This window comes from Stenotrophomonas maltophilia group sp. RNC7 (assembly GCF_030910085.1).
GTDB lineage: Bacteria > Pseudomonadota > Gammaproteobacteria > Xanthomonadales > Xanthomonadaceae > Stenotrophomonas > Stenotrophomonas sepilia.
Genome location: NZ_JAVFVN010000976.1, coordinates 1 through 594, shown reverse-complemented (window position 1 = coordinate 594; position 594 = coordinate 1). Strand labels below are relative to the sequence as shown.

Annotated in this window: 1 protein-coding gene; it reads right to left on the bottom strand. The window is 26.6% G+C overall.

Going from position 1 to position 594, the window contains the following annotated elements; translation table 11 throughout:
- Nucleotides 1–401: 401 nt before the first annotated feature.
- The coding region (locus RCF13_RS25255; RefSeq protein WP_308141644.1) for a hypothetical protein at nt 402–594 on the bottom strand (193 nt) is incomplete at its 5' end.

The window sequence follows — 594 nt, the reverse complement described above, 5'->3', positions numbered from 1 at the left end:
AAACAAAAAAAGATTATTGACCAAAAAAATTATAAACTATACGTTTATTAAATTTGGACAAATTTTATTTAACAAGTTAAATTCTTTCCCTAAAGCCAATGAACATATTCACTAACAAAAATAAAAAGCATCTATTTTTTTGTGATCAATCAAAATAGATGCTTCTACATCAAAACTATGAGTAAATAAACAATTCCATCAGGTTTAATGCTATTTATGTTTATTTCTTTCAGAAATATAAATATATATACTTAGTATTAGCGAAATTATTGCAAGAATAGAAGAAGCCCCTGAGCTGAAAAATTCCTGAAATGAAAGAGAAAAGTTTATATCTCTGAACATTAGAAATACTAACACGAATGCCAATGAGCATATTACGAACCAATATATTTTTTTGTTCATTACTTATACTCTCCTATTGATATGGCGTAAAAAACAACCAAAACTGACCAAACTAATCCAAATATCCATGAAATGATAAAAGCCTTTAAATTATACCTTTTTGGTTTACTTTCTTTAAACTCTCCGTTGGGTTCCTTTATTTCAACTACGGATTCCTCAACTCCAAATTTTTTTACAAGTTCTAAACAAATT